Below are 24,285 nucleotides of genomic sequence, written 5' to 3'. Positions count from 1 at the left end.
ACCGCGCGGGCTCCGCAGCCGTCGTGCCTGAATCCGTCTTGCGCCGCCGGCTACTTGTTGGCGGATTCCAATTCCGCAATTTTTTGATTGGTCCGTTCTTCCGCTTCCCGGATCGCCGTATTGTAATCTTTACCTCCGGCCATCAGCTCGGTAAACGCTTTGTTCAGTTCCGCGACGCCATAGCCGTTATATTTAGACATGTACGCGGGCGGCGCGAACGATTCCGGCAGGAACGCCTGCAAATTTTTCCCTTTATATTCGGGCGCATCCTGGGCGAACGCTTGCCGGATCTCTTTGTTTCTCAGCACGGTCAGGATGCCGCTGCGCGACTTCTGCATCTGGAATTCGTCCGACGCCAGAAAGGCGAGAGCCTGAAACGCTTCCTCCTTGTGCGCGCTCGTGCTCGTCAAGTAAAAGAACAGTGGCCACGACTGCGGTCCGATGCCGGGCGCCTCTTTAAACGACGGGATTTTCGCGAAATCGTAATTGATCCCTTCGAACGACAAATCGTGAACGCCGGTACCGGACACCGGAAGCCACATGGCAAGCCGCTGCTCCTTGTGGAACAGCGTTCTCGTCTCGCCTCCCGCGAGTTGGGCGGGCGACAGCTGATTGCCGGGAATCTGGTAAAAGCGGAGCAGGTTATGAACGTAGTCCCTCCACTTGCTGCTTGAAAAATCGGCTTTTTGCGTCGTCGGATTGATGAAGCCGAGCGAAAACGAATTGCGCAGCAGCGCATCGGCCGGCGAGATGACAGCTCCGTAATACGATACGCCCCCTTCGCTTCGGGACAGCTTTTTCGTCATCTCGTACAGATCGTCCCAGGTCATCTTGTCCGTCGGATAGGCGACCCCGAACTTGTCGAACAGGTCCTTGTTGTAGACGATCGGCGAAGCGGCACCGTTAACGGGCATGCCGTAGATGCCGCCGCCGGCGAGCTGCTTGGCGAGCGCGACCGTCGTCGGGTCGATGCGCTCCATATCGAAGCCGTGTTTTTTAATATAAGGCGTCATGTCGAACTGCAGCTTGTTGTCTTCGATATTTCCGTAGAAGCCCGACAGCGCTACAATAACGACATCGAGCTGCGCTTTGGTCGTCAGCATCTCCTTGATCGGAGCGGCGCTTTTCGGCACGAACGTAATTTTCATGTGCGGGTATTTGTTCTGAATTGCATTGCCGTAGTCTTTCATGAACGATTCCGCCGACCAGCCGAACGTCGCATCCTTAAAGACGAGCTCCACCGGCTCCGGCGGCTTGGGCGCTTCAGGACGAGCCCCGGTCTGTGGCGCTTCTCCGGAGCTTCCGCTTCGGCTCCCGCAGGAGGTCAGCAGCAGCGGAGCGATCATCAGACTTGTCAGGACAACCGTTCCGCTTCGCGCCTGGCGGCGTTTCCGGCCTCTCCTGTACTCGACCTCCTGTTCCCGGTTATTGCTGGATCGTGACATGTTCGGTACACCCCTTCATTTGTTGTGGTGACTGCATTCTTATTGTCCGATATTCCGGCCGGCGGGCCTATATTAAATTTTTAAGATTCATTACATTTGTTTGCGCAGCGGCATTACAGTTTTTCTGCGGAGTTCGTTTTTTTGCGCGGCAGGGCGGGTGATTCGGCTTGGAGTGAGGGAGGGAGAACGGATGCGGCCCCCGGTTTACAACTCGTATACCGCATGTTACGATTCAAGTTACATAAGGGAGAGAACGGAACGGGAAGGCGACGTGGAATGGGGGCATTCGGATGAGAAAAGAGAGGGTACACCGATTCAGCGCTTTATTCGAAAACGCTTACTTTCGGCGGTTGTTCGTATCGTATGCGGTGACAACCGCTCTGATCGCCTGCTTATGCGGCGCCGTCCTGTACGACAGGGCCGGAAGAGCCGCCCATGAGGAGCTGGAGCGGCAAAGCCGCAGCAAGCTGCTGGGCGTTCAGGAGCATCTGGAGAATACGTACCCGAACGTATTCAAAAACGCGTTCGTCAGCAATTTGCTGTCGGCGGTCGATAAGCCGGGGCGGGACGCGTTTTCCGTCTATTACGAAGAGTACGGACAAAATGTATATCAAATGTATCATTTGGCCGCTCACTTGAAAACGATCGTTTCCGGCCGGCCCGAAGCGGAAAATGTAACGGTTTATTTCAAAAATACGAATTTTATGGTCGACAAGCACGCCTTCTTCCCGATGGAAGAGCATACGCCGGGCGCCGAACTGATCCAGCGGCTGCAAAAGGACGAAATCCCGACAAACCGCTGGCTGCAGCGCAACGTGTATTACGGCGAAGGCGTGTACGACCGGCTCATGACGTTCGTATATTCGTTTCCCGAACGGGCGAAGGGCGGCGAGATCCAAGGGTATATGCTGATCGACATTCGCGCCGACCGGTTCCGCGACATCCTCAGCGGGCTTGCCGGCGATTCCGGAGAGAAATTTGTGATGCTGAGCGTCAAGGACGGCTATATGACCGGCTCGGATCACGTTACGGAAACGGATTTCACCCGGGTGCTGAACGCCCGGGAGCGGGGGGCGGGGAGCAGCGACAAAGGAGTGAGCCTGCTTCCGGCGTCCGAAGGGAACGGAGATTGGGCATATGCCTCGATCCGGCCGAAAGGGATGGTGGCTCCGGCTTCCGCCCAGATGCAGCGCAACGTCGTTTTCGTTTGTCTGGGCGTGATCGCATTAGGCGTGCTGATCGCTTATTATTTGTCGCTCAAATCGTATAAACCTGTGCAAACGATGCTGCTGCGGCTGAAGGAACGCGACAACGGGCTGCTTCCGAATCAGCAGCGCAATGAATTTCTGGCTCTCGATCTCGTGCTGAACGGGCTGTACAGCACGATCCAGCAGCTGTCCCAGCAAGTGGACGGGAATATGCTGCACGCCTTGCTGAACGGCCGATTGTCCGAGGACGAAATGCCGAAGCAGGTGCCGGTCAAAGCCGGTTACGTCGTGGCGGCTGTCAGAATGGAGAACGGCGGCGCGCGCGAGCTCGTCCCGGCCCTTCAGAGCGGCAGTCCGATTGCGCAGTTAGTCGCCGAGAAAGATGCGCATGAGATCACGATCCTGTATTTCAGCGATGAGACGGGGACCCTCCGGGAGCGCATCCGGGAGGAGCTGGAGCGCTTGCTGCCTTCGATTGCCGGGGATCGCGGTTATGCGGCCGGCATGGGCGGTCTGGTTCAGACGCGCGAGGATATCGCCAAGTCGAACGAACAAGCGGCCAGCGCTTTGAAATACACGTTTCTGCTCGGGATGAACCGCGTGTTTGACTCTGAGGAACTCGGGTTGCGCTGTGATATTCCTCAGATCGATTACGAGCCGTTCGAGCGCGCGCTTCGTGCGGGGAACAGCGAGGCGGCGAAGCAGTTTATCGCCGATTTTTCGGAGAAGATCAAGGGCCGGCCCGTTCCGCTGGAAACGGCGGAGCTTTCGCTTGCGCAGCTGACGATGATCATGTCCAAGGTAATGATCGATATCAATACGAAGGAACGTATCTTTCCCGACGTTTTGCCGTATCAGCGGGCGAGTCAGGGGACGTTTGCCGAAACGGTCGGCTCGATTTGCGAGCAGAGCATGCAGATTGCCGGTCATATCGGGCGGCATTTGCTGCCGCATGCGCAGCACGAAGTCATAGCCGGACTGATGCGGTATATGGATGCCCATCTGCACGAAGATATATCGCTGGACCAGCTGGCGGGAATGGCCGGGCTGTCGACCCAATATTTGTCCAGACAGTTCAAGGAGATCGCAGGGATTTCCTTTATCGAATATTTGACGAATGTGCGGATGGAGCGGGCCGGCGGACTTTTGCAGAACAGCCGCTCGTCCGTAACGGAGATCGCCTCTGCTGTCGGATACAGCAACGCTCAATATTTTTGTGCAAGGTTTAAAAGCAAGTTCGGCGTCACGCCGATGCAATACCGGAATTTATTCAAAGCAGAGGGTGACCGGACCGCGCATGCGGGACGCGGATAGACGGAGGGAGGGGGCCGGCGTCCGTCCGCTGTCCGGGATTTCGCTTCATCCATAGGAGGGGAAATGAAAAGATCTAGCCGCTATTCGTTAGGGCGCTGCATGATGCTGCTCGTATACCGGATATGGAGGGCTATGCCCGTGCTTGCATCGGTATGGCTCGCCGTTCCGCTGCTGCTCGGGCTGCTGCTCGTTCCGGGCTTCGCGGCGCAGCGGGAGCTGATCGATCTATTTACAGGAGGAATCGGCGGCAAAAGCTGGACCGAGATGCTCGCGTTGGCCTGGCAACCTGTCGTCGTGATTGCGGCCGTCGCGATGCTCCGCTCGTCGTTATCCGCCCTGCACCAGATGACGGATTCGGGGTTAAAGGACCGGGCGTCGATGCTTCTGCAGGCCGAGGTGCATGCCAAGGCGGTCGGCGTTCCGCTCGAGCGGATGGAGCAGGCCGGCTACTATGACCGGTTGGACCGAGCCAATCAGGCCGCCAGGTCGGAGCTGTTCGACATTTTGCAAAACGGGATTACGCTGCTCCGCCTGTTATTCGAGTTCGCCGGGCTGCTGGTCGTATGCTGGCTGGCCGATCCGGTCGTCGGCGTTATTCTTGCCTTCGTGTTTGCGGTGTCATTCGCGATCCGTCTGGAAGCGGATATGGTGAAGCGCAGGTTGAACCGGGAGCTGACGTTTTCCGGCAGATACTCCGACTATTTGCGCAGCGCTGCGGTCCAGCCGGCGACGGTGAAGGAGCTTCGTTTATTCGGATCGATGAGCTACCTGATCGGAAAATGGCATGCGGTCACGGACCAGGCGGTTACGCTTCGCGGCGATGCGAACCGGAGAGAGATCCGTCACGGCATCGTCGTATCGGCCGTTCAGATCGCCGGCCTGTTCGCTTCGATCGTATGGCTCGTTTTGCAGATGAAGGCGGGAACGTTTACGGCGGGAACGCTGGTCGTCGTCTTCCAGGCGATGAGGCAAGCTTACGGAATATCCGGAAGAATGGCGTGGCCGGTAGGGAAGCTGTATTTGCAAAGTGCGAAAATCACAGACCTGGTCCGGTATTTGCATGAACCGCCGGAGACGGAGGCGGGAGCAAGAGAGAGGATTGGGGCAGCGGAGCGCCGGGAGCGTTATGGTCCGGACGGAGCGTCCGCCGCAGAGAGCCGGTCTTCCCAAGTGCCGGGCGAAGAGGGGCGCATCGTGTTCGATCAAGTGGAGTTTCGTTATCCCGGCGCTTCGCAGCCGGTGCTGCGTAATATCCGGCTGGAGCTGAAGCCCGGCGAGACCGTAGCGCTTGTAGGGGAAAACGGTGCGGGCAAATCGACGCTCGTCCGGCTGCTGCTCGGTCTGTACGAGCCGACATCGGGCCAAGTGACGTGGGACGGTACCGACTACCGGGAATTGGACCCGAAGCTGTTCCGCGAATCGGTATCCGCCGCGTTCCAGGACTACGTCCGCTATGAAACGACGGTTCGCGACAACGTCGGTTTCGGCCGGCCGGACCTGCTGAACGACGACGATTCGGTCCGGCTCGCGATGCGGGCGGGCGGGGCCGAACGGATCGGGGGCGGTTATCTCGATTCGCGGGTCGGGCTTGTGACGGAAGGCGCCCGCGAGCTGAGCGGCGGACAATGGCAGCGTCTCGCAATCTCCCGCGCCGCGATCCGGCCGGCCCGCCTGCTGGTGCTCGACGAGCCGACCGCCGCGCTGGACCCGCAGCACGAACAGGAGCTGTACCGCTCGTTCCGCGAGTTGTCCCGGGACCGGACCGTGCTGTTCGTCTCGCACCGGCTGGGCTGGGCGCGGTACGCCGACCGGATCGTCGTGCTTCGGGACGGCGCGATCGCCGAAGAAGGAACCCATGAAGCGCTGATGGCTGCGGATTCCTGCTATGCGGCGATGTTTCGGGCGCAAGCACGGTGGTATTGCGACGAGGGCGGGGGGAAAGGCCAGCCTTGAAACTCGGAGGCGTCGATGAAACCGGCGACGATGCGCTCCAGTGCGATCATGAAATCGTCCGAATCGTTCGGATATTGAACCGATACGAATTCCATGCCGAGTTCTCTGGCTTCACGCTGCAATCGTGGCCGCAATCATAGACGACCTCGACATTCTCCGTCACGGTGAGCAGGTCGCATACGACGACGGCGGCCGCTCCGTCTGCGGCGGCTTCTTCGATCATCCCGGTAACGTCGGGAGCGAGCCATGTTTGCGGAGCGGGCCCGCCGCTGCGGTAGCCCATCTTCCAGGAACCGATTCCGCCGGCAGGCGGCCGTGGAACAAGTGCGAGTAAAAGGCAGGCGGCTCGTCTATCGAAGCAATCGAACAGTAACCCATCAGAAGAACGGCTTTTTTCATAGTCGAATCTCCTTATTTCCCGAATTGCCCGGGATGAAACCATTCGGCCAGTTCCGCAACCGTATCGACGTTATAACGATTCGGATACAGCATCAACTTGACCGTCATCGTTTTGAGGTTCCCTGTCTGGACGCCATAACGGAGAAGGTAATCGCATACCGTTTTAGGCGGAGAGAGCCGTCAAACAAAGTTACGGTAGTAGGGGAATTCCCGGTATTGCGCTGCCGATGGGGAGTGTTGACAGTTTCCACGTTTGCCCTCCTGTGATGGTTTCTTCCTGCCGATCCGCTGCGCCACACCGTTCACTGAACATTTCTTTCCCTTGGGCATATAATTTTACCATGGTTTAAAATGTTTCCTTAGGTAAACAAAATGCCCGAAAAAAAGACGGGCGCCGATCAGGCTTCCGGATGATTTTTATCGTACAACATAAAAGTTTCCCTTGCAACAAATATTTTCCTGAATGCAAAAATAATTCGGTATATCGAGTTAAATACAGAAATCATGAGTAAATTTGAATTATTAAACGAAATGTAGAGGATCTCTGTGGCTGCCGCTCAAAAAAAAGCTTGAAATGTTTTTTAAATGCGGTATGATTATGATAATGATTATCATTCTAGTACGTCATTACGATTTGACGAGGAGTGCCCATTGATGACTTTCATGGTCCCGATCTTATTTGTCATATTGCTTGCGGTTGGCGGGATGGCCGTATTTACCGGATGGGAGAACATTCGCCAGACGAAAGCTTGGAAAGCGCAGCCGGTCCGTACCGGCAGAGCGGTCCGGTTGGACTGGAGCGGTTCGGAAGCCCGGGAGATGAAGTAACAGTTAATCAAGGCGTGACTCCGTTCGTCGTTATAACTTAATCGTGGACTGAGAAAAGCGGCGTAATTATCGGCGCTTTTTTTGTGTTGACGTTATTCGGTTATTTATTTATAATAAGTATAAATAAGAGTGAATGCTAAATAAAAAACGAGCTTTCTTATCATGCTGTTCCCAATCGGGAGCAGCATGAGTCATTTTAAAGGCACTAACAATGGTTCTCAATCTCAAATAGAATGGAGCGATCGAACATGAACTCATCCCTTAATAACGTGGACCGCAACGTCCATTCCCCCATCGTGAAGCCGACCATCCACAGCGTCAAATCGTGGATCGCTCAATACGGCGAAGGAGTGGCTGCGCTTCTAAGCGGCTTGCTGATTGCCGTCGCCTGGGTGCTCGGGAACGTCTCGGACACGGCTTCCGTAATCGTCTACTTGCTCGCCTTCGTTGTCGGCGGCTTCGCCAAAGCGAAGGAAGGGCTGGAGACGTTAATTCAGGAGCGCGATCTAGACGTAAACCTGCTCATGATCGTCGCCGCCATCGGTGCGGCTTGTATCGGGTATTGGGCGGAAGGCGCCGTTCTCATCTTCATCTTCTCTCTGAGCGGTGCGCTTGAGAGCTACACGATGGCGCGCAGCCACCGCGATATTTCGTCGCTGATGGAGCTGAAGCCGGAGACGGCCGTTTTGTATACGGATGGCCAGGAAACAGTAGTGCCGATTGAGCAGCTCTCCGTAGGCGATACGGTGATCGTGAAGCCGGGCGAGCGCATTCCGTCCGACGGCGTGGTGAAAGGCGGCGCTTCGGCGGTGAACCAGGCTTCGATCACAGGCGAATCCGTTCCTGTGGACAAAGCTGCGGGCGACGGAGTATATGCAGGAACATTAAACGGTCAGGGCATCTTGTTCGTCGAAGTCACGCAGACGAGCGAATCGTCGCTGTTCGCCAAAATTATCCGTCTCGTTCAGGAAGCACAAAGCGAGAAGCCGGCGTCGCAGCGGTTTATCGAACGGTTTGAACGAATTTACGCCCGAGCGATTATAGCCAGTACGCTGCTGCTTGTCCTAGTGCCGCCGGTATTGTCGGCGGTAAGCTGGAGCGATGCGTTTTATAAAGCGATGGTATTTCTCGTCGTTGCTTCTCCTTGCGCCCTCGTCGCTTCGATCATGCCTGCCGTGCTGTCGGCCGTCTCGAACGGCGCCCGTCAAGGACTGCTCGTCAAAGGCGGCGCCCATCTGGAGCATTTGGCGAATACCGCGGTTGTGGCGTTTGACAAAACAGGCACCTTAACCGAGGGCAAACCCGCGGTGACGGATGTAGTCGCATTCCGGTCTTACACGGAGGAGCAGGTGCTGGAGATCGCCGCTTCGATCGAAAGCTTCTCGGAGCATCCTCTGGCCAAAGCCGTCGTTCAGCATGCGGCTGAGCGCAAGCTGGAAGTAGGCCGTCCGGAACGGTTCACGTCGCTGACCGGTTTCGGGGTAGAAGCGGACTACAAGGGTGGGACATGGACGGTAGGCAAGCCGGAATGGACGGATGCGGAGACGCGGGAGGCCGAGGTGACCGCCGCCGTTCATGAACTGGAGCAGCAGGGCAAGACGGTCGTCGTCCTGCGGGGAAGCGAAGGTCCGGCCGGCCTGATCGCGATGCAGGACCGCATCCGGCCGCAGGCGGCTGCCGTAGTCGCCCGTCTGAAGCAGATGGGCATAAAGGTAGCGATGTTGACCGGCGACCAGGAGCGGACGGCTCAGGCGGTAGCTCGCGAAGCCGGCATCGATCTCGTCTACGCCCGGCTGCTGCCGGAGGAGAAGGTAGCGCGTATTAAAGAGCTGAGACAGACGTACGGCAAAGTCGCGATGGTCGGGGACGGCGTCAACGACGCGCCCGCGCTTGCGGCGGCTACGACGGGCATCGCCATGGGAGGAGCGGGCAGCGACTCCGCGCTCGAGACGGCCGATATCGTTCTGATGAACGACGATACGCGCAATATCGCCACGGCGATCGCGCTCGGGCAAAAAACGAAAAAGATCATTAAACAAAATCTCGTCTTCTCGATTTCGGTCATCGTTCTGCTGATCGCGGCCAACTTCCTGCAAGGGATCGCGCTTCCGCTGGGCGTTGTGGGGCATGAGGGAAGCACGATTCTCGTCATCTTAAACGGACTGCGCCTGCTCCGCGGCGTTCCGGACCGGTTCGCTTCCGGCGAATAAATGGACCCGAGTGCCGCAGACCAGACCGTTCATCGTGGCAAGCCTAACAGGCAGGAGACAGATCATACGTTGATCGTTGATCAGTGCCCCTCTTATGGGGAGGAGCGAACCAAATAAGAGCGGTTTGTACCCTCTAAATTGCTCGAAAACCGGCTTGGACACAAAGTAAGAGCGGTTTGAAGCCGCTAAAATCGGCAAAAAGGGTGCACAGCCCATCCGTTGGCTGAAATAAGGGGTGCAAAACAAACCGCTTCTATTCGTCGCTGTTTTCCCAATATGGCGGAAATAGAGGATGCCAGAGACTCATATATTATGGATTTGGGCTGTCTGTCTCAACGTCTCAGCCGTCCTGTTGCGATGTTCGAGCCCCGCTTACAACCGATTTTCCCCTTGCAAATAATAAGGACCTCAATCTCTACTTTACCGTGGAAGTCGAGGTCCTTTCGTTTGGAAAGTGGCCTATTTCGCTCTCATGCGAACGCCGTTGGCACAGCCCCTCTTTTATAGGCTGCTAAACCAATTGCAACTTCACAGGAAATGGAGTCGATCCGCGCACCGTTTATCGTTTGAACGAATGACGCTCCATCCGGTTCGGCTTCCATAGCCGGGCCGCTTTTATTTTGCGGGACAGCAGGGCGATAACGTAGATCGCGGCAAGTACGCAGGGCAGCCATACCCATTTGAGCCCGGTGGTGGAGATGTAGCTCCACAAATCCTGGACCTGATCACCCGTTTGAAATCCGATGGTGAAATAAATGGAAGTCCAGACCAAGGCCGGTGCATAGGCAAAAAGGGCAAATCGCTTGAACCTCATCCGGTTCGTTCCCGCGAGGATGGGCATCAGATGGCGCACGACAGGGAAAAAACTGCTGATGCACAATGCGAAGCTGCCGTACTTCCCCATCAGCCTTTCGGTGAAACGGATATATCGGTTATATTTCTTATTCCGCAGACGGGCAAGCAGCTTGACACCGATCCACCGGCCGATCGAATAACCGACAGTCAGTGCGACGGCAAGACCCATATATATCGTGGCAAAGGCAGCGATCGGATGAAACAGCCCGCTGGAAGCGGCGGCGCCTCCGGTCATCACGACAATCTCGTGCGGCAGCGGAAGCCCGAACAGACCGAGACCGAGCTGAATGAACAACGCCCAGTACCCCGCGTCGTCGATAAGACGGTAGATGAGATCGACGTTCATCCCAGTTGCCTCCTTTATCGAATGATTCTACACGTTTAGTATAGTCCCGGACTATTTAAATTTTCTTAAAACGGTCTAATCTGCTACAATCAATTCGAATGAAATTATACGGTATCCGGATGAAAAGGATGGGGGCCTAATGAGAGTTCTGGTTGTTGAGGACGAGCCGTCTCTGCAAAAAGTGATACAGGACGTATTCGAAAGCGAGTCGTTCCAGACCGATTGCGCAGCTACCGGGGACGACGGATATTTTTTGGCGGAGCAGGCGATTTACGATTTGATCGTGCTTGACATTATGCTGCCCGGGATGAGCGGGATCGATATCGTCAAAAAGCTTCGCGAGAGGTCGATCATGACGCCGATCATACTGCTGACGGCCAAAGATAGTCTGGAGGACCGGGTAGCCGGACTGGACGCCGGGGCGGATGACTATCTCGTCAAACCTTTTGCCGTATCGGAGCTGCTGGCCCGGACGAGAGCGGTGCTTCGCAGGCAGGGAACGATTCATGCCGACGGCTTGCTCGTATGCGGCCCGATCCGGCTCGTTCCGGCGCTCCGGGACGCTTTTACGGGGGAGCAGGCATTAAAGCTGACGACCAAGGAGTACGATCTGCTTGAATTTTTTATGTGCAACAAAGAGCAGATTCTGACCCGGGAGCAAATTCTGCACCGGATCTGGGGGTTCGACTCCGATACTGCTTCCAGCGCCGTCGATGTGTACGTCCACCTGCTGCGCAAAAAGCTGGCCGCCTGCGGCGTCGAATCGTTTCTGCAGACGATCCGAGGCGCGGGGTATATGTTCAAGGGGGAGCAGCATGTTCCATAAAACCAGGATACGCCTGGTCCTGTTATACTCGATCGTAATCCTTCTGATTTTGACCAGCTTCAGCGCGTTATTATATGCATATGTCCGTTACAAGCTGTTTGAGCAGGTCGACACGGGGCTCCAGCAGACGGAACGGAAGATCGTCCGGCTCGGCTTTCAGGACATCCATCCGGAGCTGGACATCGGCACGTTTTATTTGTTCTGGAACACCCAGGGAGAGCTGCTGAATCCGCTGCCGAAACGCTTCATCCCCGTCGAGCACCAGTACGGGTTCCGCCAGGAGCTGACTGAGCGCACGATGAAAGACATGACGTATAACGGGCAAAGCTACAGGCTGCTGCAGTTCCCGAATGAAGGCAAAATCAAGCGGCCGTCCGACGATCCGTCCGTTCCCGTCATAGCGGCGGTGACGCTGCTGAAAGATTTGGGCGACGAGAAACGGATGCTGAAAGCGCTCCGGTTCGTCATTTTTATCGGAATCGCGGCAGGTATCGTGTTATCCGTAATTGCCGGCTTTTTTTTGGCAGGACGATCGCTTATTCCGATCCGGCGTTCATGGGACAAGCAGCAGCAGTTCGTGGCCGACGCTTCGCACGAGCTCAGGACGCCGACTACGGTCATTCAGGCGCAGACGGAGCTGCTGTTCCGTCATCCCGGCCATACGATCGAGCAGGAAAGCGAAAACATCGCCAATGTGCTGAAGGAGAGCAAGCGGATGGGCAAGCTGATCGACGATCTGCTGACCCTCGCGCGCTCCGATTCGGACCAGTTGCAGATTCAATCGAACACGTTTCCGCTCGGTCCGCTCCTGGAGGATATTGCCCAGCAGTTCCGGTACTTGGCCGAAACGAAAAGCATTACAATCAACACCGATATCCAGGATGGAACGGTATTCCGCGGGGACGAGGGCCGAATCCGCCAACTGATCGTCATTTTGCTGGACAACTCCTTGAAGTATACGCCGGCGGACGGAACGATCGAGCTGCACTGCCGCAAAAGCTCCAGCGCCGTTCATCTGGTCGTCAAGGACAGCGGCTGCGGCATCGGTCAGGAGCACATCTCCCGGATATTCGAACGGTTCTACCGGGTCAATATTTCGCGTTCGCGGACGGAGGGCGGGACCGGGCTCGGCTTGTCGATCGCCAAGTGGATCGTAGAGGCGCATGACGGCGACATCCGCGTCCAGTCCGAGCTGACCAAGGGGACGACGTTCCATATTACCTTTCCGCAAAAAAAACAAAGAGAGTAACACAAAAAGGGCTTCCCGGGCGCATGTTACGATGACGCATTGCCGGAGAAGCCCTTTGTTTTTAACGCCAGAATGTATAAGTTTACTTAGGCGTAAGGCGCTCGATATGGTGAAATGAACCAAAATTTCCAGTAAAATTACCAAAACTAACGCTGGGTCATTCATCGTGGCTAAGGCTTCGTTAAGAAGCTTTTCTTTTTATGTCTGTCCCGTTACGGCGACGGAGGACCTTTGCTGACCCAAAACATTACTTTGCTCCCTTTATCCACTTTTTTGCCCGGAGCCGGGTCCTGCCGGATGACGGTGCCCGCCGCCTGAGTGGCGAATTCGATAAAGTAATCGTACTTGAGTCCGTAAGCGAGCGCTTGTTTCTCGGCTTCCTCCCGGGCCAGACCGGTTAACGTCGGGATTTCCACCACATCCCCTGATCCGGGAGTGGGAGTAGGGGGGACCGGCGGTTTTACCGGGTCAGGCGCGGGCTGGTCTTTTTTGGTCACCTCGGCCGGCCCCTGCTTCTGCTGGGCCGGCTGATCGGGCGCAGCGACGGAGGGCGCTTCCTTCCCTTTATTGCCCGTTATTCCCAGCAGCAGTGTAAAGACTCCGACGAAAACGGCAACCCCTACCAGCGCGAACGCCCCGCCGATCCAAATCGTCTTGCTGATCCGGAACAACCGGCCTTTCCGGCCGTCCGAAACAGCCTCATCCGCCTCCGCTTCATCGGCTTCCGCCTGCAAGTCGTCGTTCGCATCTTCATCGGGCACCGCTTCATAACGGCGTTCATGAACGTCGGACGGGGAGCGCGGTTCTTTACGCGAAGGCAGCGGGGGAGCGAGCGGATCGCCCGGCCGGTTGTCTCCATGAACGATTCCCGGGCGCATATCCGAGACGGTACGGACGAGATCGGCAGCCGTAATGTTTTCCTGCCATCCTTCCGTTAGAGCCGTAATCGCCGTTTCCTTCACTGGGGAAGGAACGTGGCGCATCGCCTGCCGGAGCTGGGCGGAGAACGTGCCCGCTTCCGCAGGCACGACAAGCGAGCCGACAACGAGCTGGTACAAGAGCCCGCTTAAATGTTTGACGAGCCGATCCTTGAAGGAAGGGGCGTTCCACGTATCGATGACGTTGATCCGCATCTCCTCGGTAACCCATAGATTGCCGGCTTCGAGCGAGAAATCGAGCGGTCTCTGCTCCGCCGCATCCAGCAGAGCCGCACCGAAATCACCGACCATCGAAGCGGCTTCCTTAAAGGACAACGGATGCTCCTGAATGAATTCGCGCAGCGGGCGGCCTTCCTTATAATTCAGGACGGCGCGCAGTTGCTCCTCTCCGACCTCGACATCCAGAACGTGCATAAATTCCGGCTGGTGAAGGCCGTGAGAAGCTTTGCTCAGCCCGGCGATCGCTCCGGACTTGCCGGTTTCTCCCTGATACGGAATTTCGTATATGAATACGAGCCGTTTTAAGGCCGTGTCTTTGCCGATATATAAGGTACCTTGCTGGAGCGGCGTTACGAGCCTCTCCGGAATATAACGGTTTGAAAATGGCTTCATTTGGAATCCCCCCTATATGTCTATACCCATATTGTTCGCGTACGCCGCTGCTTTTTGGGGTAAGAGAAAGCTCTGAATGCGAAGCTTTCCAATAAAATACATAGGAATGATTGCGGAGCCTTGATCGCAGCTTGGCAGAGCCGTATAGACAATTCCTATAACGTTAATACGATTTATATATTTCCTGATGGAAATTCGGTTTTATATACTGAAATTGACAAGCACATCGTTCAACAAATACAAAATACAGGGAGGTGTCCGGATGTCCGACATTGTGAAAAACCAGTTTGATAGTGCGGCGGACCGTTTCGACAGCCAGAGAGAACGGTTGATTCCTTGCTTCGACGACTTTTACGACACGGCCGCCTCCTGGATCGAGACCGGCGAGCCGGCTCCGCGCATATTGGATCTTGGCGCAGGCACGGGCCTGTTCGCCGGATTCGCCAGACGGAAGTTTCCGGAAGCATGGCTGACCCTGATCGATCTGAGCGATAAAATGATCGGGCAGGCGCGCACCCGATTTGCAGGAGACACCCGGGTCGAATGCATTGTAGCTGATTATACTAGTTATTCGTACCGGGGACAATACGACGCTGTCATCTCTTCGCTGTCAATCCATCATTTGTCCCATGAACAGAAGAGAGCGTTGTTTCGCACCGTCTACGAACTGCTGCATGAGGGAGGCGTCTTCGTAAATGCGGACCAGGCTTCGGGTTCGACGCCGCAGCTCGACGCCGAGTACAACAGACGCTGGGAAATGCACGTTCACGGCAGCGGCTTGCCGGCGGAGGCGATCGAATCGGCGATCGAGAGAAGAAAGCTGGATCGCAACGCTCCGCTGCACGCTCAGCTCGACTGGCTGAGGGAGGCCGGGTTCGCCGATGCAGACTGTGTGTACAAATTTAACGAATTCGTCGTATTTGCCGCACGAAAAGCCGGCCCGTCGTAAGGGCCGGCTTAGGCTTCATGCATCCACAGCGGCGGGCAAGTTCAGGAGCGGGAAAACCCTTCCTCCTGCAAATATTCGACCGCTTCCTCATACGTTTCGAACACCGAATCCAGGTTCAGCCCGGCGAATATGTACCAGAAGTCGTCCTCGAACTTCAGCGTCAGCGACTGGTTGCCGGTGCCGGTCCATCGTTCGCTGCGCGGCTGGCCGCTGGCTTGGGCTGGTTCGGCCGCCGTCGACAGCGAACGGATCGAGTCCGCGATCAGGGAACGAAGCTCATGCTCGGGCAGATCCCGGATGTTGACGAACCCTTTGTCGTCCGCAGGGCAGTCGGGAAGCAGTCCGGCGTATGCGAAGCCGTTGCCGTTCGGATGGAGATGATATACGACGTTTTTCTTATCGTGCACGCTTCCGGGATACTGGAAGTTGACGCGCCCGAGCGAGACGTCTTTGCGCTCCAGCTCGGCGAACGATTCGATGATCGCCAGTTTCTGTTCAAAGCTTAACATGCTGATTCCCCTTCGTCATTCCGCTTCGTTTTTTAGAAATTAAAGTTGTCGGGGTCCGCACCGACGCGGGTATCGAGATTTAAACCGTCGATTAATGCCATGTCCTCCGCGGACAGCTGAAAATCGAAAATATCGGCGTTTTCGCGAATACGCGACGGCGTAACCGATTTCGGAATCGTAACGACGCCGTTTTGCAAGTCCCAGCGAAGAATGATCTGAGCGGGAGACTTCCCGTATTTTTGGCCGAGGCCGACAAGCAGCTCATGCGAGATCAGCTCTTTGCCCTGCATCAGCGGACTCCATGCTTCCATCTGGATTCCGTTCTTTTGGCAATAGGCAAGCAGCGGGCGCTGAGAGAGCCGGGGATGATACTCGACCTGATTGACCATCGGCTTGACCACCGCATCTTGCAGCAGATCGTCTAGATGATGAACGTGAAAGTTGCTGACGCCGATGGCGCGCACGCGGCCTTGCTCATACAGATGCTCCAGCGCTTTCCAAGTGTCCTTATACTTGCCTTTAACCGGCCAATGAATCAGGTACAGGTCCGCGTACTCCAGACCGAGCTTGCCGAGGCTTTGCTCATAAGCAGCCAGCGTCGAGTCGTAGCCTTGATCGGCGTTCCACACTTTCGTCGTAACGAACAATTCATCGCGGGAGACGCCGCTATCGCGAATAGCCCGGCCGACGCCTTCCTCGTTGCCGTATACGGCCGCCGTGTCGATGCTGCGGTAGCCGGTTTCGATCGCAGTCCGGACCGCATGCTCGACCTCCTGGCCTTCCGTCACTTTCCATACGCCAAGCCCGAGCCAGGGCATCCGAACGCCGTTGCCAAGTACAGTCGTGTCCGTCAAATGTGAAGCCAAGTGCAGCCTCCTCCTTCTCACCTGCAGAAATGAATATCATCCTAGGATTCGCGATCCTCTTCCAAAATACCATCCCGGGACATCCGATGCAAACAGGGAGGGGCCGCTTTGCGCCATCGCCTCCGGGAGTGCGGTAAACGGCTACGGACTCACCCTCGCGATCACGGCGGCGGCTTCCGCGCGCGTAATCGGCCGGGCCGGCCGGAACGTGCCGTCATCATAACCGTCGAACAGCTCAGCTCGAACGGCCGCATAGATGAGGCCTTCCGCCCAATGACCTTCGACATCGCCAAAGGCCGCAGCCGTCCCGCCGTCTTGTCCCGTCTTGTCCAGCGCTTCGCTTCGGGTCAGGATCGCCGCAATCTCCGAGCGTGTAATTTCCTGGTCCGGCCGGAACGTGGAGTCCGGGTAGCCGTCGACGATGCCGTATTCGATTGCTGTTGCGATGTAGGTTTTGTAGGGGGACTTGGCGATGTCGGTTATGTCCGGACCGCTGCCGTTTGAGAGGAACAGCTGTTTGGCTTTGACCAGATACGTTATAAATTCCGCTCTCGTAATGTTCTGCTCCGGCTTATACAGCAGCTTGCCATTTTCGATATAACCGTCGACGGCCCGCTTGCGATGAAGCGACAAGATCGAATCCCGGGCCCAATGCGCTTCGATATCGGACAATTCCGTCGGAATGCCGTTAAGCGACAATACATAGTTGACGATCGCTTCGTAGTCTTCGTCCCGGAGCGTGGCCGGCGCGTTTTGTGGCATCTCGGTGCTGATATAGCCGTAAGCCTCTTCGAAGGTGCCGTATTTTTTCTTGAAGCGTTCTGTCGTCAGCGCCGGATTCGAGCCCCGTCCTGCGCCGTCTGCGGCATGGCACGACAAGCAGTGCTGCTTGTACAGCTCTTCGCCGGAAGACAGGGTCTCGGAGGCGGAGCCGGCGTTCGTCTGAGCGGACGTGGCGGGCTGCTGAAAGGGCAGGGCGGCAGCGGCCAACGCGACGGTGCCGATCGCTGCGGCAATCAGCCATTTGCGTTGACGGTCCGTGATAAGCGGCATGGTGAACGGCCTCCTTGCTTGTGGGGTTAAAAGTGTCATTCTTCAGCGTATCACAAGTTTATGACATTCTTATGACGGCCTGTACGCCACTAACACCATTTCGCGGGCAGTTCCTCGTATGGTAGCCGGGGGAGGGGAGCCGCCGAAGAAGCTCCGGCCAAAGAAAAAACCGGCCCAGGGCCGGTTTGGACTTTTGTTCGGTATGGCAGCGATCAGTAGATCATGGATTCATGACTTGGAATGCCGGAATGGGACTGCATCTCTTTCCCTTTGTTGTGGTGGCGTTCCTTGTCCTTTTTCCATTCTTTCCAATCTTTTTTGTTGACCATCGCTTTCAGGTGCTCCGGCAGCTTTTGTTTGATGCGGTCCGCTTTGTCCTGCGGCCATTTGCCGGATTGGACGGCTTCGTCGATTTTCTGGTTCCGGATGGCGATCATCCGGTTGATCAGATCCTCTTCGCCGATGCCTTTCGCCTTGGCGATATCCGCTATGCTTTTGCCGGCTTCAAGCTGCTTTTTCAGCTCTTTTTTGTCCACGCCGATGACGGCGGCGGCATCTTCGAACAAGAAGAAGCCTTTGCGCCGCTTTTTCTCATCCTGGGCGGCGGAGGGCGAGTGAAGCTCGGTATCGGGAGCCGCTTCGTTCAAGACGGCGATCTCGGGCGATGGCGCCGCGGAAGCGGGGGTGCCTCCGGGAACGACCAGCAGAGCAGCCGTCAAGCCAAGGGCGAGGAGGCCCAGCGGGATCTTTTTGACAGTCGGAATAACGTTCATGGTACTTCATCACCTTTCTTCTCCAAAGTTCGGGTCGGTTTAGTTTGTTCCAAACTTTGGAGAATGATACGGGATGAATGTCAGAACGCGATCCGGTACAGCGGCATGACGCGTTCGAACGTGTCTTTGATGATGTCGGTCAGCAGAGCCGGATCGGTTAATACCGGATCTTTGCGGTCGATGCGGATGCCGCACAGCGCTTCGGTTTTTTTGACCTGCTGCAGCTTGTCGATCATCCGCTCAAAGTCTTGTTTGCTCATATTCTTATGTACGGAGGAGTCGGGCTGCATATGATCGGTCGACCAGCGGAAATGTCCGGGAATCGACTTGCGGATGGCGGGCAGTTTCTTCTCCAGATTGCGGGCGAAAATCTCTTTGTTGCCGCTTTCGTAAATAACCGCGAACTGCACGAACAAATGCGTCGACCACAGTCCGACCTGAAAATGCGGATGGGCTTTGTACCCTTTTTTGTTATTCGCCCACGCCACCCATGTGTCGTCCGGAGGATTGATCGTCCGTCTGGCATGTCTGGCCACATGGGGGTACATCGGCTCGCCGCACAACGCGGACAAGTAAGGAGCTAGCTCCTCGCCAAGCTTCGTCAGCTTCGGGCGGACGCGCGCAATCAAAGCTTCCATACGCGGCTCCAGCCCGGGAATTCCGAACACTTCAAAATCGGCAACGTCAAACGCGGGAACATCGAGGACAGTCATGAGTACCTCCTAAATAAATAGCTTATCGATCGTCGAACAGCTCCTCTTAACAGTACAACAATCGGCCGATTGTACGCAAACAGTCAACTCCTTCTATGCGGAGGGACGAGGCTAGGCTATAATAGGAACTGGATAAAGAAGGAACTGATGCGAGAACAGTTCGGGACAGGAGTGAGAATGATGAACCATATTCGTTTCAAACGGATAGCCGGATTAACGTTGGCGATGGGGCTTATGTTTACGGCTGGCGTCTACGCTAAGGACACGCTGCAGAAGGTCGAGGCTTATCTGCGTCCGGATTTCAAAGTGGAGATCGACGGCAACAAGGTCGGCGGCATGACTCCGCTCATCTATGACGGCAGCAGCTACTTGCCTTTCAAAGCGATCGGAGAGCTGCTGGGCGCCCAGGTAAGCTGGGACGAGAGTACGACGACGATCAAATTGAAGCGGCCGGCCGCGCCCCAGACAGGTTCCGGTACGAATACGGGAAGCGGTACAGGAACCGGCACAGGAACCGGGACGGGGACAGGGACAGGGACAGGTACGGAAACTCCGATCGTTCCGCCGGTGGTCGAAGTACCCGAAGAGATTACGCTGGACACGCTGATCCGCTACAATTTCGAGTACGAGAAAGTCAACTACCCGGCCTTGATCAATTTGTATAAAGGGACAGAATATATCCGCTGGAAAGATATCAAGAATATTCCGATCAACGTCGGCAATCCGGAGCTGACGAAGGAGAAGCATACCGGGGAGCTTTACGTTCATATGGATTTGATCAAGCCGTACTGGAAAGATAAAGTGAAAGGCGGCCTGAGCAAATACGCGATTGTCGAAGGCGGTTATGCGATCGCGGAGGACAAGCTGAAGGCGCTGGACGAATATTTCGGCCGGTTCGAGAAAGGGTTCACGATCAAGCCGCTGGAAGGGGACAACGAATATACCGTTCTCGCCCAAGGCAGCAACAAAGCGTACTACCAGTACAATATCCGCTTTTCTCCCAAATACAACGGAGGCTGGCTCGTATCGAGCTTCGGCTGGAAATCGTACCCGACCGAAAATCTCGACCCCGCGCTGTGGCCCCCGCGCTGACCGAAAAAGCCGCCCGGCGAGGGCGGCTTTACAGCTTCAAATAAAAAATCGCGATCTGGGTACGGTCGCGCAGCACCAGCTTACTTAAAATGTCCGTAATATAATTTTTGACCGTTCCTTCGCTCAGGTGCAGCTGCCGGGCGATTTCCTTGTTGCTCAGCCCGTCGGCAATCTTCTCCACGATCTGCTGCTCGGAGACGGTCAGTCCGTATTCCGCCAACGATTTTTTGGCATTCGGCGTTTTGTCGGAAGGCTTCAGGAAGACGGTCAGTTTTTTGGCGATATCGGGGTGGATCAGGACGTTTCCGCGGGCGACGGTTTTGATGCCGTCGATGATTCGGTCCGGGGCGACGTTTTTGAGCAAGTAGCCGCCGGCTCCGTTGCGGAGCGCTTCGATGATATACTCGTCGTCGTCGAACGTCGTCAAAATGATCACGGCGATGCCGGGATTATAAGCTTTGATTCGCCTCGTGCCTTCGACGCCGTCGCAGACTGGCATGCGAATATCCATTAGCACTACGTTTATACCACCGTGCTTTTGTACGAATTGCAGCGCTTCCTCCCCGTTCGTGCATACCCCTTCCACCGTAATTTCCGGGTCCAGCTCCAAAATCATTTTCAAGCTTTCTCGAATAAACGGATCGTCGTCGACGATCAGCAGGCGAATGTCGCTCATCGGTTGTTACTCCTTATGCGCCGCCGGAGGCTCGGCTCTATGGGATCTGGGAATGACCGTAGTGACGGCAAATTCGGGCTCCAGGCCGATTTCGAGCGACCCTCCCAGCAGCTTGATTCGTTCTTCCATGCCGCTCAGCCCGAGTCCCTTGCGCGAGATCGAAGCGGGGACGACGCCATTGTTGGAGACAGTCATCGCCACCTTCTGCCGCCCGTAGCGGATCGCAATGCGAAAACGGTCTGCGCCCCCATGGCGGATCGCATTCGTGACCGCTTCCTGGGCGTTGCGGTAAAGGACGATTTCTTCGCTCGGATAGAGGGGATACGGCATCCCTTCCGTATCGAACGACAGCTCGATTCCGTTCGTCTTGCCCAGCTCCTCAATCAGAGCGGCGAGCGAATACGGGCTTTTCGCCTCACCGGGCTTCATATTCCGGACCGTCTTTCTCAAAATATCCATGCTGTCCGCAAGCTGGTCGCGCACTTCGGCAACAAGCTCGAAGCCTTTCTCCGGCCGGGTCGGAATGACCGCGCAAGCGGCGTCCATCATCATCTTTAGGCGAACGAGACGGTGCCCCAGCTCGTCGTGAATGTCCCGGGCGATCCGGTTGCGCTCTTCGGTTTGCGCCAGATGTTCCACCTTCGCCGCATAATCGGCGATCCGGTTGCGGGCTTCTTGCAGCTCGTAATGTTTGCGGCGGAGCTCATCGTTGTAGGTCTCGGCTTTGCTCGTCTCCGAGGAAGCGATGCGAAGAAGGTGCAGCACGGCCGCCAAAGCGGCAAAAGCGAGACATACGGCAATCCGGGTGCTTGCGGGCAGCGTTAACACGGAAACGTTCAATAAAACGAACAGCGCGCTTGCGATCAGCCCATGTCCTTGCCGCCCCCGTTCGGCGTATACGGAGACGAGCGTGGAGAAGGGCAGCATGTAGAACAGTCCGCCATAAGTCCAGGCGAGCCAGCCGGAATATCCGATCTCGCCCCACAGCAGGAGCTGTCCGGCCGTGTGGGCGTGCCGCTTGACGCGCACCTGGGCCAGCCATATAAGCAGGAGGGCATGAATGACGTATACCGTGTAGGAGGAAATATCGGCTCCATACAGCCCGGCGATCGACGGGATGAGCATAAGCATGTAGCGGACGGCTGGCAATGGCAAAACGACTTCCTCCGATCTGTTTCTTTCCTCATTATACCCGGGCGTTCGGGCGCAACGCTACGGAAAAACGAAGCCGGTGGAGAGGATATGACTTTCGTCACCCGGTTTCATGACTTTTTCTACCTGCCGTTTCGGCCGCGGAGGGATACAATGGAACCATAAGCAAACCGAAGCAGACCAAGAGACGGGAGCGGAGCGATGGAATATATACAAATTCGCGATCTGGTGAAACGATACGGTAGCCAGGTATCGGTGGATCATCTGAATCTGGACGTAAACGAGGGAGAAATTTTCGGGCTTCTCGGCCCGAACGGAGCCGGCAAGAGCACGACGATCAAAATGATGTGCGGCCTGCTCGCGCCCGATCAGGGTGAGATCCGGATCGGAGGGGAGTCGGTTCGGCGCAGTCCGCTCGAGATCAAGAGGCGGATCGGGGTCGTTCCTCAGGAGTTGGCGATCTACGAAGATTTGAGCGCCCGGGAAAATGTAATGTTTTTCGCCAAGCTGTACGGATTGAAGGGGAAGGTGCTGGAGGAGCGGGTCGAGGAGGCGCTTGGCTTCGTCGGGCTGCTGGACCGGCAAAAGGACAAACCCAGCGCTTATTCCGGGGGGATGAAGCGGAGACTTAATATCGCTTGCGCCATTACGCACCGCCCGAAGCTGATCATTATGGACGAACCGACCGTCGGCATCGATCCGCAGTCGCGCAATCATATTCTTGAGTCGGTGAAGACGCTGAACAAGATGGGCTCCACGATCATTTACACGACTCATTATATGGAGGAAGTCGAGGCGATCTGCAGCAGAGTCGGCATTATGGATCACGGCAGGCTGATCGCAAGCGGCACGAAGGAGCAGTTAATCCGGCAACTGGCGCGCGAGGAGAAGGTGGTGATCGGGACCGGCGGAGTGAACACTGCTGCCGTCGATGAGCTGCGCGGGCACAGCCGTGTAGAGAAAGTTGTGGTCGAAGGGGATGAGCTGGCCGTTTATTTGCCTTCCTCTTCATCTTACTTGCAAGACATTTTGTTTATTTTATCGAAACATGAAGTGGCGATTCAGACGTTAAACCGGATCGAGCCGAATTTGGAGACAGTGTTCCTGGCTTTGACCGGGCGTACACTGCGCGACTAGGGGGAGGGACCGTTATGCAGCTGTGGACGGTGGTCCTCTGCGAGATCCGGCGGATGCTCCGAAGCCGGTCTTTTTATTTCGTACTGTTCGCCCTGCCGTTTCTGCTCATTCTGATTCTCGGCAGCGCGTTGAAAGATATATTCAGTCAAGACGACCGTACGATCGCTCCTGTCCGGCTGGCGGTCGCAAGTCTGGATCAGGGAGCGCTGCAGGAAGGCGTTCAAGCGTTTCTGGGAAGTCCGGACCTGTCCAAGTATTTGCAGCCTTCGCCGGTCGTTTCACGGGAAGCGGCCGTGGACGCTGTAAAGTCGGGGGAGGCCGATTTCGGTCTGGTCATTCCGGAGCGGTTCAGCGAGTCGGTCCTGCGGGGGGAGCGGGCGAACTGGGAGTTTCTATACGGACCCAACCGCACCCATAATACGACGGCCGAGCATGTGCTGCAAACGTTTATCGACCAGACCAATATGATTCAATCCGTTCATATGACGATTCCGTCCGCTGCGGCTTCTGCAGCGCGCCCGCCAGCTTCCATTCCTGCCGGAGGCGAAAGTTTTGTGCTGACCGGTTCGCTGAACAAGGCGAATACCGCCGTATCCGCCTTGCAATATTACGCTGCGGCGGAGCTGGTTATGTTTCTGCTTTATGCGGGGATGATGGCGGCGATCAGCCTGACTACGGAGAAAGAGCAGCATACGCTGGCCCGGCTCGGAACGCTGCCTGTCAAGCCTGCGACCGTGCTGGCCGGTAAAATGGCGGGACAAGGATTTCTTGCGGTCGTACAGGCGGCGGTCATCGTTGCGGGCACGTCGCTGCTGTACGGGGTCGATTGGGGCGACAACTGGGGGATGCTGGCGGCTATCATTTTGTTGACCATAGCCGCTTCGATGAGCCTCGCCCTCTTGATCGCCATCATCGCCAAAACGTACAAAGCGGCGGTCGGCCTGTTCCAGGCGGTAATTATCGGGATGACGCTGCTAAGTGGAGGGTTTATGCCGGTTGACGGAATGCTACAAAAACTCGGTTTTTTCACGGTCAGCTACTGGGCTTCGGACAGTATTACCCGGATTATGCAGGGCTTCGGCCCCGATATTGTAGCCGGACATCTGACCGTACTCGCGGCGATCGCAGGCGGGCTGCTCGCCGTTTCGTTCGCTGTATACCGGAAGGCGGGATTTTAATCAT

21 protein-coding genes are annotated in these 24,285 nt (G+C 56.3%); 10 read left to right on the top strand and 11 right to left on the bottom strand.

The annotated features are described in order from the left end of the window. Positions 1–50: 50 nt before the first annotated feature. Positions 51–1,445 (bottom strand): ABC transporter substrate-binding protein, encoded by a 1,395-nt coding sequence (locus PV433_RS15055; RefSeq protein WP_332072901.1) that lies wholly within the window; start codon positions 1,443–1,445, stop codon positions 51–53. Between the two features lie 290 nt (positions 1,446–1,735). Here PV433_RS15055 and PV433_RS15050 point away from each other — a divergent pair, with 290 nt between their 5' ends. Beyond that, complete coding sequence (locus tag PV433_RS15050) at positions 1,736–3,967, top strand: AraC family transcriptional regulator (protein ID WP_332072900.1); 2,232 nt, start codon at positions 1,736–1,738, stop codon at positions 3,965–3,967. Positions 3,968–4,030: 63 nt separating this feature from the next. After that, entirely contained in the window at positions 4,031–5,920 is a 1,890-nt protein-coding gene (locus tag PV433_RS15045; RefSeq protein ID WP_332072899.1) for an ABC transporter ATP-binding protein, read from the top strand. 46 nt (positions 5,921–5,966) lie between these two features. On the opposite strand, the gene PV433_RS34100 is transcribed toward PV433_RS15045, so the two are convergent. Beyond that, on the bottom strand, positions 5,967–6,203 hold the full coding sequence (locus PV433_RS34100) for a hypothetical protein (protein WP_442951529.1): 237 nt from the start codon (positions 6,201–6,203) through the stop codon (positions 5,967–5,969). Positions 6,204–6,973: 770 nt separating this feature from the next. On the opposite strand from PV433_RS34100, the gene PV433_RS15035 reads away from it, so the two are divergent. Both PV433_RS15035 and PV433_RS15030 read left to right on the top strand, forming a co-directional pair. Next, on the top strand, positions 6,974–7,147 hold the full coding sequence (locus PV433_RS15035) for a hypothetical protein (RefSeq protein ID WP_332072897.1): 174 nt from the start codon (positions 6,974–6,976) through the stop codon (positions 7,145–7,147). A 248-nt stretch (positions 7,148–7,395) separates the two neighbouring features. Beyond that, positions 7,396–9,357, top strand: a complete 1,962-nt coding sequence (locus tag PV433_RS15030) for a heavy metal translocating P-type ATPase (protein ID WP_332072896.1) — start codon at positions 7,396–7,398, stop codon at positions 9,355–9,357. Positions 9,358–9,916: 559 nt separating this feature from the next. Here the strand turns inward: PV433_RS15030 and PV433_RS15025 are convergent. After that, entirely contained in the window at positions 9,917–10,558 is a 642-nt protein-coding gene (locus tag PV433_RS15025; RefSeq protein WP_332072895.1) for a DedA family protein, read from the bottom strand. Between the two features lie 139 nt (positions 10,559–10,697). On the opposite strand from PV433_RS15025, the gene PV433_RS15020 reads away from it, so the two are divergent. Then, on the top strand, positions 10,698–11,384 hold the full coding sequence (locus tag PV433_RS15020; protein ID WP_332072894.1) for a response regulator transcription factor: 687 nt from the start codon (positions 10,698–10,700) through the stop codon (positions 11,382–11,384). Then, positions 11,374–12,633 (top strand): sensor histidine kinase, encoded by a 1,260-nt coding sequence (locus tag PV433_RS15015; RefSeq protein ID WP_332072893.1) that lies wholly within the window; start codon positions 11,374–11,376, stop codon positions 12,631–12,633. The genes PV433_RS15020 and PV433_RS15015 overlap by 11 nt, the downstream gene beginning before the upstream one ends. Positions 12,634–12,845: 212 nt before the next feature. Here the strand turns inward: PV433_RS15015 and PV433_RS15010 are convergent, their stop codons facing one another. After that, positions 12,846–14,183 carry a PASTA domain-containing protein gene (locus PV433_RS15010; protein ID WP_332072891.1) on the bottom strand — a complete coding sequence of 446 codons (1,338 nt, stop codon included), beginning with the start codon at positions 14,181–14,183 and terminating at the stop codon, positions 12,846–12,848. 262 nt (positions 14,184–14,445) lie between these two features. Here PV433_RS15010 and PV433_RS15005 point away from each other — a divergent pair, with 262 nt between their 5' ends. Then, positions 14,446–15,132: a class I SAM-dependent methyltransferase gene (locus PV433_RS15005; RefSeq protein WP_332072890.1), complete on the top strand. Its 687-nt coding sequence runs from the start codon at positions 14,446–14,448 to the stop codon at positions 15,130–15,132. Between the two features lie 41 nt (positions 15,133–15,173). Here the strand turns inward: PV433_RS15005 and PV433_RS15000 are convergent, their stop codons facing one another. The 5 genes from PV433_RS15000 to PV433_RS14980 all read right to left on the bottom strand — a co-directional run bounded on the left by PV433_RS15000 (position 15,174) and on the right by PV433_RS14980 (position 19,046). Beyond that, positions 15,174–15,641 (bottom strand): hypothetical protein, encoded by a 468-nt coding sequence (locus tag PV433_RS15000; protein WP_332072889.1) that lies wholly within the window; start codon positions 15,639–15,641, stop codon positions 15,174–15,176. A gap of 32 nt (positions 15,642–15,673) precedes the next feature. Next, on the bottom strand, positions 15,674–16,459 hold the full coding sequence (locus PV433_RS14995; protein ID WP_332073075.1) for an aldo/keto reductase: 786 nt from the start codon (positions 16,457–16,459) through the stop codon (positions 15,674–15,676). A gap of 189 nt (positions 16,460–16,648) precedes the next feature. Continuing rightward, on the bottom strand, positions 16,649–17,560 hold the full coding sequence (locus tag PV433_RS14990; protein WP_332072888.1) for an S-layer homology domain-containing protein: 912 nt from the start codon (positions 17,558–17,560) through the stop codon (positions 16,649–16,651). 212 nt (positions 17,561–17,772) lie between these two features. After that, a complete protein-coding gene (locus PV433_RS14985; RefSeq protein WP_332072887.1) occupies positions 17,773–18,333 on the bottom strand; it encodes a hypothetical protein in 561 nt (186 codons plus the stop codon). A gap of 80 nt (positions 18,334–18,413) precedes the next feature. Further along, positions 18,414–19,046 carry a DUF1054 domain-containing protein gene (locus PV433_RS14980; RefSeq protein WP_332072886.1) on the bottom strand — a complete coding sequence of 211 codons (633 nt, stop codon included), beginning with the start codon at positions 19,044–19,046 and terminating at the stop codon, positions 18,414–18,416. 180 nt (positions 19,047–19,226) lie between these two features. Between PV433_RS14980 and PV433_RS14975 the strand changes: the two genes are divergently transcribed. Continuing rightward, a complete protein-coding gene (locus PV433_RS14975) occupies positions 19,227–20,138 on the top strand; it encodes a stalk domain-containing protein (protein ID WP_332072885.1) in 912 nt (303 codons plus the stop codon). Positions 20,139–20,166: 28 nt separating this feature from the next. On the opposite strand, the gene PV433_RS14970 is transcribed toward PV433_RS14975, so the two are convergent. Beyond that, positions 20,167–20,814 (bottom strand): response regulator transcription factor, encoded by a 648-nt coding sequence (locus PV433_RS14970; protein WP_332072884.1) that lies wholly within the window; start codon positions 20,812–20,814, stop codon positions 20,167–20,169. A 6-nt stretch (positions 20,815–20,820) separates the two neighbouring features. Further along, the gene (locus tag PV433_RS14965) at positions 20,821–21,969 is read right to left on the bottom strand and encodes a sensor histidine kinase (RefSeq protein ID WP_332072883.1); all 1,149 of its coding nucleotides are present in this window, start codon (positions 21,967–21,969) and stop codon (positions 20,821–20,823) included. Between the two features lie 198 nt (positions 21,970–22,167). Here PV433_RS14965 and PV433_RS14960 point away from each other — a divergent pair, with 198 nt between their 5' ends. Together PV433_RS14960 and PV433_RS14955 are read left to right on the top strand one after the other, a co-directional pair. Further along, the gene (locus tag PV433_RS14960; RefSeq protein WP_332072882.1) at positions 22,168–23,103 is read left to right on the top strand and encodes an ABC transporter ATP-binding protein; all 936 of its coding nucleotides are present in this window, start codon (positions 22,168–22,170) and stop codon (positions 23,101–23,103) included. Positions 23,104–23,117: 14 nt separating this feature from the next. Then, the gene (locus PV433_RS14955) at positions 23,118–24,281 is read left to right on the top strand and encodes an ABC transporter permease (RefSeq protein ID WP_332072881.1); all 1,164 of its coding nucleotides are present in this window, start codon (positions 23,118–23,120) and stop codon (positions 24,279–24,281) included. Positions 24,282–24,285: the final 4 nt, after the last annotated feature.

Origin of the sequence: Paenibacillus sp. GYB004, from assembly GCF_036577605.1 — a bacterium.
GTDB lineage: Bacteria > Bacillota > Bacilli > Paenibacillales > NBRC-103111 > Paenibacillus_AB > Paenibacillus_AB oceani.
Note: the sequence above shows the minus strand (reverse complement) of the source record. Positions and strands in the feature narration are given on the sequence as shown.